The following is an 8,402-nucleotide window of genomic DNA, read 5'->3' on the forward strand; positions in this document are numbered from 1 at the left end:
GCCAAGTACGGCATCGAGAAGGACGTGGGCTACATCTCCACCGGCGGTGGGGCCTTCCTCGAGGTGCTCGAGGGCAAGACCTTGCCGGCGTTTGAAGTGCTTGAACGCCGCGCGACCTGATTCTTTTTTCATTTCAACCAGGAGCTTTCCCATGGCGCTCGTTTCCCTTCGCCAGGTGCTGGACCACGCGGCCGAACACGGCTACGGCGTGCCCGCCTTCAATGTCAACAACCTCGAACAGATCCTGGCCATCATGGAGGCCGCGCAGGAGACCGACAGCCCGGTGATCCTGCAGGCCTCGGCCGGCGCGCGCAAGTACGCGGGCGAGGCCTACCTGCGCCACATGGTGCTGGCGGCGGTGGAAGCTCACCCGGACCTGCCCGTGGTGCTGCACCAGGACCACGGCGCCACGCCGGCCGTGTGCATGCAGTCCATCCGCTCGGGCTTCACCAGCGTGATGATGGACGGCTCGCTGCGCGAGGACGGCAAGACGCCCGCCACCTACGACTACAACCTCGCGGTGACGCGCCGCGTCTGCGAGCTCGCGCACGCCGTCGGTGTGTCGGTGGAAGGTGAACTCGGCTGCCTGGGCTCGCTGGAGACCGGCGAGGCCGGCGAAGAAGACGGCGTGGGCGCGGCCGGCAAGCTCACGCACGACATGATGCTCACCGACCCCGAGCAGGCCGAGGACTTCGTGCGCCGCACGGGCGTGGACGCCTTGGCGATTGCCATCGGCACCAGCCACGGTGCCTACAAGTTCACGCGCCAGCCCACCGGCGACATCCTCGCCATCGACCGCATCGCCGCCATCCACGCCCGCGTGCCCAACACCCACCTGGTGATGCACGGCAGCTCCAGCGTGCCGCAGGAGTGGCTGGCCATCATCCGCGAGCACGGCGGCGACATCAAGGAAACCTACGGCGTGCCGGTGGAAGAGATCCGGCGCGGCATCCAGAACGGCGTGCGCAAGGTCAACATCGACACCGACATCCGCCTCGCGATGACCGGCGCCATGCGCCAGACCTTTGCGAAGGAACGCAGCGAGTTCGACCCGCGCAAGGCGCTGCTGGCGGCGAAGAAGGCCGCGCGCGGCGTGTGCCGCGAGCGCTTCGAGGCCTTCGGCAGCGCAGGGCAGGCGGGGAAGATGAAGCCGGTGCCGCTGGACGCGATGGCCGACAGCTACGCCTGAGGAAGTTCGAGGATGAACTCCGCGCCGCCCTCGGCGGCATTGCGCGCGCTCAGCCGCCCGCCGTGCTGCTCCACGATGCCGTAGCTGATCGACAGGCCCAGGCCGGTGCCCTTGCCCACCGGCTTGGTGGTGAAGAAGGGGTCGAAGATGCGCAGCAGGTGCTCGGGCGGGATGCCCGGGCCGTTGTCGCGCAGCGTCACGCGCACGGTGCCGTCCGCGCGCTCCAGCGACACCACGATGCGCGGCGCCTCGCGCTGGCCCACGGCGTCGAAGCCGTTCTGCAGCAGGTTCATCATCACCTGCTGCAGCTGGCCCGCGCTGCCCATCACCGTGCAGGTCTCGCCGGCCTGCCACTGCACCTCCACCGGCGCCGAGCGGCCCTTCTGCACCCAGTGGATCGCGCGCTCGATCACCTCCACCAGGTTCACCGGCTTGCGCTCTTCCGAGTCCATGGCCGAGAAGCGCTTGAGCCCGTGCACGATGTCGGCCGTGCGCTGCGCGCCCTCCAGCGTGCCCTCGATCAGCGACGGCAGGTCGGCCAGCAGGTGCTCGATGCGCAGCTTGCGCCGCATCTCGTCCAGCACCGCCTCGGGCTCGTGCGCGTGCATCGCGGCCAGGTAGCTGCGCAACCGCTCGCTGTACTTGCTGAGCGCGTGCACGTTGCCCAGCACGAAGCTGATCGGGTTGTTGAGCTCGTGCGCCACGCCCGCCACCAGCTGGCCCAGCGAGGCCATCTTCTCCGAGTGCAGCAGCTGCTGCTGCGTGCGCTTGAGGGCTTCGTGCGCGGCGCGCATCTCGTGGTACGCGCGCTTGAGTTCGGCCGTGGGCCGGCCCACCCACACCGTGCCCACGCGCCGGCCCTTGTCACCGATGCGCGGCGTGCAGTTCGCGTCCACCGACACGGCCTGGCCCTGGCGGTCCAGCAGGTTGAGCTCGATCGCCTCGCCCGCGCGCGGCGCGTCGGCCTTCTCCATGGCCGCGCGCGCCAGCTCCCGGCTCGCTTCGTCGGCCAGCAAGGCGTACAGCGGCGTGCCGCTGAGCTGTTCTTCCGGGCGGCCGGTCAGTTCGCACAGCGCCGCATTGGCCTGTTCGATCACCCCGTTCGCGTCGCAGACCACCAGCACGTCCGACATCGAGGTCAGCACGCTGAAGATGAACTGCTGCGACTGCTCCAGCTCGGTGTTCTTCTTCTCCAGCTCCACCTCGTCGTCGATCAGGCGGGTGTAGACCTCGTCCATCTTCTGGATCACGTCCATCCAGGTGGACTCGTCCACGCCCTCCATCGGTACGGTGGGCAGCGGGCTCTTGGGGCGCGACTTGCTCATGGTGTCAATGAACGGTGCAGACCATGCAGGGGTCGAAGGAGCGCACGATGTGCTGCACGGCCACCGGCGTCTTCTCGCCCTCGCGCACCGGCGCGTTCACCAGGGCCTGCTCCAGCGCACCGGGCGTGCCGGCCGCGTCGCGCGGCGAGAAATTCCAGCTCGTGGGCGCGACGATCTGGTAGTTGGCGATGCGCCCGCGCCGCACCACCACCCAGTGGCCCAGGCTGCCGCGCGCCGCTTCCGACAGGCCCATGCCGCTGCCCTCGTCGGGCAGGTCCGAGGGCACGCAGAACGGCTCGGTGGGCCGCAGCGCGCCCAGCCAGTCTTCCATCAGCGGCACCACGCGCGCGAGTTCGAGCGCGCGCGCCAGCACCCGGGTGTAGACGTTGCCGCCGTGCCGCGCCACCGCGTCGCGCACCAGCGGGTGGCCGGCCGCGAGCTGGCGCGCGATCGCGCCGGTCTCCACCACCTCGCCCGCCAGGCGCGGTGCCTTGTTCCAGGTGTAGCCGCGCGCCTTGTCGGGGTCGGGTTTCGTCTGCCCCACCAGCGGGTGCAGTGGGCCGGCGTCGTCGGCCAGCCAGGCGTGCGTGGCGTCTTCGGTGATGGCCGCCGCATCCACCGCGTCGAGCCGCCCGGTGTCGGCCCGCCACACGCCGCCGGGCAGGGCGAAGCCGCCCCCGGGCTGGGCGTAGGCGCCGTAGCTCAGGTAACGCCCCGGGCCGGGGCCCAGGGTCTGCAGTTGCAGGTCGCGCACCAGCGTGAGGAAAAAGCGCAGGTCGCCGCCCAGCGGGTCCTGCGCGTGCCAGTCCCACAGCGCGTCTTCGCTGGCGATGGCGGTCACGGCCTCCAGCGGCGCGGCGAACAGCTGGCGCTCCAGGAAGGCGCGGAACTCGCGCACGCGCGACAGCAGGCGCACCCGCTCGGCCGCGTCGATCGGCCGCGTGGAGCCGCCTGGCTCGATGGACTGCGTGTGCGGCCACTTGCCGCCCAGCGTGCCCAGCAGCGTGAGCCAGCGCTGCCGCGCGGCGGTGGCCGCGCGCACCTGCTCGCCGTGGTTGGGCGCGAAGCGGCGCACCGCCTCGGTGTGCCAGGCATGGGCCGCGTACACCGGGCGCGTGAAGTCCGGCATGAAGAACAGGTAGAAGTGCGTGAGGTGGTCGGCCAGGTTCTCGGTCGCCAGGATCACGTTGCTCGCGTGCTGGCCGTTGGCCGGCATGGCGATGCCACCCAGCGCGGCCAGCGCGCGCGCCGAGGCGACGGACTGCGACACCGAGCAGATGCCGCAGATGCGCGGCACATACACCAGCGCGTCGTGCGGCGCCTTGCCTTGCAGGATCTGCTCGAAGCCGCGGTACATGGTGGCGTTGACCTGGGCCGAGGCCACGCGGTCGCCCTGCACGTCGAGCTGGACTTCGAGATCACCCTCGACGCGGTTGAAAGGGCCAACGAGCAGGCGCGTCATTTCAACCTTGTCTTGCGCACCGCAGGCGTCACCACCAGGTGGTCCGCCACGGCGTTGTGCTTCACGCGCTTGGGCGTGGCGCTCTTGGAGAGCGAGGCCAGTGCGACGAACCAGGCCTTGGGCATGTCGGTGGGCAGGCCGATGGGGATGCCGGCGAGCTTGGGCGTTTCGTGGAAGGGGTGGCCCGGCTCCTGGAAGCCGGGCTCGGTGCAGGCGATGCAGGCATAACCCCCACGCGTGCACGAGCCTTCGCCGTTCCAGAGCCGCGTGTTGCAGTCGGCGTGCACCTGTGTGCCCTTGCAGCCCATGTGCTCCATCATGCAGCCCAGGTCCGACGGTTTTTCCGCGCTGGCCTTGAACTCGTAGTACTCGTTGCGCGTGCAGCCGTGGTGCACCAGCTGGTCGGCGTAGAAGCGCGGGCGGTTCAGCGGATCGAGCTCGCCGGCGCCGAAGCTGTCGGCGGCCAGCGCCATCAGCGTGTCGATCACCCAGCTCGGGTGGGTGGGGCAGCCCGCGATGTTGATCACCGGCAGGCCGCTGGCCGAGCGGAAGGCCGCGCCCAGCAGGCCGCCGGCCTCGTCGTCCTCGTACTGCAGGCCGCAGGCGTCGGTGGGGTTGTCGCCGCCCGCCGTGATGCCGCCCCAGGCCGCACAACTGCCCACGGCCAGTACGTGCTTCGCGCGCGCGCTCAGGCGCTTGACCCATTCGATCATCGGCAGCTGCGTGCCGGCCAGCATGTGAAAGCGGCCGGTGCCGTTGGGCCCGCGCAGCAGCGAGCCTTCCACGCACAGCGCATCGAGCCGCGTGCGGCCGTCGAGCACCGCGTCCAGCAGGTCCAGCAGCTCGTCGCCGCTTTCCATCGAAAGCGAGGGGTGCCACAGCAGGTTCACGCCGGCGTCGCGCAGGTGGCCCTGGAAGTCGGTCGTGTCCGCGCACAGCAGCGACATGCTGCAGCCGCCGCACCCACCGCTCTGGAGCCAAAGGACGTTCAGTGCCATGTCACTTCTCCAATCCCAGGCGCTGCATCTTGCCGCGCAAGCCCACGCGCGAGAGCCCCAGCTCCTGCGCCACACGGGTCTTGTTCCAGCGGTGCCGCTGCAGCGTCTCGCGCAGCACCATGGCTTCGATCACGTCCAGCCGCTCGGCCAGGGTGCCGCTGGTGGGCAGGGCGGCCTGCAGGTCGTCACCGCCATTGCCATGGCCCTGCAGCACGCGCGCCGAAAACGCGGCGGCTTCGAGCGCGCTGCCGTCCTGCAGCGCGAGCGCGCGCGCGATCTCGTTGCGCAGCTCGCGGATGTTGCCGGGCCAGGGGTAGGCCAGCAGGCAGGCCAGCGTGGCGTCGGGCAGGGTGGCACCGGGGTGGCCGAGCTCGTGCGCCACGTCCTGCAGCAGCTGGCGGGCGATGGGCGCGATGTCGGCCGCGCGCTCGCGCAGCGGCGGCACGGTGATGCTCACGCCCGCGAGGCGGTAGTACAGGTCTTCGCGGAACAGGCCTTCGCGCACGCGCTGCTCCAGGTCGCGGTGGGTGGCGGCGATCACGCGCACGTCCACCGGCACCGGGCGCGCGCCGCCCACGGGCCGCACCTCGCCTTCCTGCAGCACGCGCAGCAGCCGCACCTGGAAGGCCGGCGAGGTTTCGCCGATCTCGTCGAGGAACACCGTGCCACCGTGCGCGCGCTGGAACAGGCCGGGGTGGTCTTCGTACGCGCCGGTGAAGGCGCCGCGCTTGTGGCCGAACAGCTCGGACTCCAGCAGCGTGTCGGGAATGGCCGCGCAGTTCTCCACCACGAAGGGGCCGGTCAGGCGCGGCGAGGCGTAGTGGATCGCGCGAGCCAGCAGCTCCTTGCCGGTGCCCGATTCGCCGAGCACCAGCACCGAGAGGTCGTAGCGCGCCACGCGCTGCGCCATGGCGCACACGCCGTCCAGCGGGCTGCCGGGGGCGCGCACCAGGCGGTCGAAACCGAAGCTGGCGCGCGCGCGGTCGATCTGCGTGGCGGTGCGCTGGCGCAGCACGCCGGTGCTGGTGCGCAGCTCCAGGTCGAGCCGGCTGGTCTGGCGCTGCAGGGCCTGCGCTTCGACCGCGTTGCGCACCGAGTCCAGCAGGTGGTCGGGCGCCCAGGGCTTGAGGATGTACTGGTAGATGCCGGCCTCGTTGATGCCGGCGATGATGTCTTCGCTGTCGGTGTAGCCCGAGATCACCATGCGCACCGCGTCGGGCCAGCGCTCGCGCACTTCCTTGAGGAAGCTCACGCCGGTCATGCCGGGCATGCGCTGGTCGCACAGGATCACGCTCACCGGCTGGCGTTCGAGCAGGCCGCGCGCCTCGTCGGCGCTGCTGGCGGTGAACACGGTGAAGTCCTCGTCCAGCGTGCGGCGCATCGCGTCCTGCGAGCGCACCTCGTCGTCCACCACCAGCACGGTGGGCAGGGCGTCGGCAGGGAAGCGCGCGTTCATCGGTGCAAGGCCAGATGGCGCGGCGTCCACGCGTGCGGCAGCTTGTGCACGAAATGGTGGCGCGCCACGTGGTAGCTGGGATCGAAGCCGTAGAAATTGCGGTGCATGCGCGCGAGTTCCTGTTCGCGGTGGTGGGCCAGCGGGCGACGCGCTTCGTCGCGCTCGCGGGTGGCCTGCTTGGCCGCCAGCCTCTGCGGCAGATTGTAGGAGGCCGCGAGCGCCAGCGCGCGCTGCAGGCAACGGTCCTCGAAGCCCTCGCGCCCCGTTTCGTCGCAGTGGTCGATCAGCGTCATGCGCCAGGCATCGACGGCCCGCAGCGGCGTGCGCTGGCGCATGAGCGCCTGCGCGCCTGCCTCGCCCAGGCGGCGCGGCAGCAGGTAGGTCCAGTACTCCGAGCCGTACAGGTTGCCCATGTTCTTGTAGTGCGGGTTGAGCACCACGCCCTCGTGCGCCCAGACCTCGTCGGCCGCGAGCGCGAGGAAGGCGCCGCCCGCGCCCGCGTTGCCGTGCAGCAGGCTCACCGTGAGGCGGTCGGTGGTCTCGATCACCGCCAGGGCCAGGTCGTTCATGGCCTGGATGTTGCGCCACGAGGCGTCGGCCGCGCTGTCGCCGCTGCGGTGGGCGGCGGCCTCGATGGCATTGAGGTCGATGCCGTTGCTGAAGAAGTCCTCGCCGCCCATGAGCAGCAGCACGCTCACCGGCCGCTCGCGCACCGCCTGCCAGGCCGCGCGCAGGCGCTCGCAGCGCCCGGTGGACATGGCGCCGTTGTGGAAGTCGAAATGCAGGCAGCCCACGCGCGCGCCCTCGGGGCCGTGCTCGGTGTAGCGCAGCTCGCCCCATTCGTCCTCGGGCCGTTGCAGCGGCGCGGGCAGCTCGGGCAAGGCGGCGGCCTCGGCGGCGAAGGCCTGCGCCGCCGCCTGCTTGAAACCGGCGGCTTCGCCCACGCGGCGCACATGGCCGATCCACACGCCGCCGTCGCGCGTGCGGCGCAGCAGCGCGCCGTCGCGCACGGCCAGCAGATCGCCCGGGGCGGCCTGCGGGAAACCCGCCATCGCCGCACCGGACGCCGCGTGCCCATCCATCAGGTGGCAGGCCTGGCCCCAGAGCGCGTCGAGCACGCCGGGCTGGCCGTCGGCGCAGCGCAGGCGGGCCAGCACCTCGGCGGTGCTGTGGTCTGCCCACCGAATCGCGCGGTCGGCCTGGCGCATCGCCGGCCGCCACTGTGCGGGCGGCGGTGGCTCGCCAGTGCGTTCACCGTTCTGGAAACGCTGCACGGCGGCCAGCGTGGCGGCGAGCGCGGCCTGCGTGACCTCGCGCCGGTACAGGCTGCCCTTGGCCGCCTGGCGCAAGGGAAAGGCCGCGTGCGCCCACACCGGCCCGGCGTCGAACTCGGCGTTGGCCTGCAGCACGGTCACGCCCCACGCGCGCTCGCCGCGCAGCACCGCCCAGTCCAGCGCGTTCGGGCCCTGGTCGCCGGGCGGGCCGGGGTGCACCACCAGGCAAGGCAGTGCCTGCCACACGCTGGCCGGGATGCGGCGCTTCAGGAACGGTGCGATCAGCAGCTCGGGCTGGAACAGGGCCACCGCCTCTTCGGTCACGCGGTCGTTGATGTCCAGCTCCACGCTCACCCGGTGGCCGCGCGCGCGCAACTCGGCGAACAGCCGCTGCGTGAGGCTGTTGAAGCTGTGGCACAGCAACAGGATGCGCAGGCCAACAGGGGCCACGGTGTTCATGGCGGTGGCCGCAGCCCCTGCAGTTCGCGCGCGGCCTGCTTGCGGCCCATGTAGACCGCGAGCCGGGCCTGGATGTCGTCCAGCGCGGCGTGGTACGCGGCCACGCTGCGCGCCTCGCGCAGGGGTTTCACCACGCCGGCCGTGTCGGGGCCGAAGTGCGCGGCCAGGCGCACCTGGGCTTCGCGGCTCAGCGCCAGCAGCTGTTCGAGCGGGGCGGCCGGCTCCGGTGGGGGCGGTGG

General features: G+C 71.5%; 7 protein-coding genes and 1 pseudogene. 2 read left to right on the top strand and 6 right to left on the bottom strand.

From position 1 onward, the window contains the following. Together pgk and fba are read left to right on the top strand one after the other, a co-directional pair. Positions 1-120, top strand: a 120-nt coding sequence (gene pgk, locus AC07ZS_RS29065) for a phosphoglycerate kinase (protein WP_494801919.1), incomplete at its 5' end; no start/stop codon positions are given. Between the two features lie 31 nt (positions 121-151). Beyond that, positions 152-1,189 carry a class II fructose-bisphosphate aldolase gene (gene fba, locus AC07ZS_RS29070; RefSeq protein ID WP_494801913.1) on the top strand — a complete coding sequence of 346 codons (1,038 nt, stop codon included), beginning with the start codon at positions 152-154 and terminating at the stop codon, positions 1,187-1,189. On the opposite strand, the gene AC07ZS_RS29075 is transcribed toward fba, so the two are convergent. From AC07ZS_RS29075 to AC07ZS_RS29100, 6 genes and pseudogenes are all read right to left on the bottom strand, one after another. Beyond that, a complete protein-coding gene (locus AC07ZS_RS29075) occupies positions 1,180-2,514 on the bottom strand; it encodes a sensor histidine kinase (protein ID WP_494801914.1) in 1,335 nt (444 codons plus the stop codon). The two genes, fba and AC07ZS_RS29075, sit on opposite strands and share 10 nt — an antisense overlap. 4 nt (positions 2,515-2,518) lie before the next feature. After that, the gene (locus AC07ZS_RS29080) at positions 2,519-3,976 is read right to left on the bottom strand and encodes a nickel-dependent hydrogenase large subunit (RefSeq protein ID WP_494801915.1); all 1,458 of its coding nucleotides are present in this window, start codon (positions 3,974-3,976) and stop codon (positions 2,519-2,521) included. Then, positions 3,973-4,974 carry an NADH-quinone oxidoreductase subunit B family protein gene (locus tag AC07ZS_RS29085; RefSeq protein ID WP_494801916.1) on the bottom strand — a complete coding sequence of 334 codons (1,002 nt, stop codon included), beginning with the start codon at positions 4,972-4,974 and terminating at the stop codon, positions 3,973-3,975. The genes AC07ZS_RS29080 and AC07ZS_RS29085 overlap by 4 nt, the downstream gene beginning before the upstream one ends. A gap of 1 nt (position 4,975) precedes the next feature. Further along, the gene (locus tag AC07ZS_RS29090; RefSeq protein WP_494801917.1) at positions 4,976-6,430 is read right to left on the bottom strand and encodes a sigma-54-dependent transcriptional regulator; all 1,455 of its coding nucleotides are present in this window, start codon (positions 6,428-6,430) and stop codon (positions 4,976-4,978) included. Beyond that, a complete protein-coding gene (locus AC07ZS_RS29095) occupies positions 6,427-8,163 on the bottom strand; it encodes an enoyl-CoA hydratase-related protein (protein WP_494801918.1) in 1,737 nt (578 codons plus the stop codon). Before AC07ZS_RS29095 ends, AC07ZS_RS29090 begins: the two co-directional genes overlap by 4 nt. After that, positions 8,160-8,402, bottom strand: a pseudogene (locus tag AC07ZS_RS29100) (hypothetical protein); the annotation flags it as partial. The gene AC07ZS_RS29095 and the pseudogene AC07ZS_RS29100, both read right to left, overlap by 4 nt.

Source organism: Hydrogenophaga sp. GW456-12-10-14-TSB4, assembly GCF_059424305.1.